This window comes from Parasphingorhabdus sp. (assembly GCF_036964565.1).
GTDB lineage: Bacteria > Pseudomonadota > Alphaproteobacteria > Sphingomonadales > Sphingomonadaceae > Parasphingorhabdus.
Window position 1 is genome coordinate 1 of sequence record NZ_JBALTN010000033.1, and the last position, 839, is coordinate 839.

Sequence of the window (839 nt, forward strand, 5' to 3'; positions counted from 1 at the left end):
CCCCCATCACTGCGAACCGCCGGACGCATGAAATACGAGGGTCCGATCTGGAAGCCCGGATCGTCGATCGCAGCGTTCAACGCAAGATGCAGATCCGCGACACGCTGCGGGTACTTGCGGGCGGTGAGCCAACGTCTCAGGACCGATTTCGTGGGCCCCTGCGCCGGGAGCAACGCAGCGAATCCGAAGCGGCGGCGCATGGCGGTGTCCACGAGAGCGATCGAGCGGTCCGCGGTGTGCTCGATCGCGGAAGATGATGACCACATTGCGTGGCAGTGTGAACGGCTCGGCCTTGTCCGAGGAATACATCAGATCGATTGCCTCGTCGCGGTATTCGAGCAGAAAGTACAACTCACCGAAGAAAATCTTGGCGAGGCTTCCGCGATTGATCTCGTCGACGACCAGCACGAACAACTGATCAGGATGTGTGCGAGCGCGGTCGGTCAAGCGGCGCATCGGGCCCGGCTTGAGTTCGAAGCCGACCTGACCATCGCTGCGCGGGGTCGGCCGGAAGCCTTCGAAGAAATCCTCGTAACTGTAGACAGGGTGTAACACCCGCGATGGTGACGGAAGTCCGGGCCGGCGAGATGCCGAGCCAACATCCTTCGCGATGTACGTCTTCCCGGTACCGGGCGGCCCGTAGAAGATCAGTTGCGGGCGATCACGCAGCAGGTCGGTGCACCGGGCCAGCCAACCGAGATCCACATGCAACGCCTCCGCCAACTCTTGGTCCGGATCCACGATAGAGAATTCCGTTGTCGGAACAAGCAATTCGTCGTCGGAACCTTCGACCTCATCGACATCGTCATCGGTCGCGTCAACCTTCTTGAGCGGTTTGA

Annotated in this window: 1 protein-coding gene; it reads right to left on the bottom strand. The window is 61.0% G+C overall.

The window, feature by feature from the left end; translation table 11 throughout:
- Positions 1 to 6 precede the first annotated feature (6 nt).
- A partial coding sequence (locus V7650_RS18090) for an AAA family ATPase (RefSeq protein WP_335657600.1) occupies positions 7 to 839 on the bottom strand: 833 nt, incomplete at its 5' end.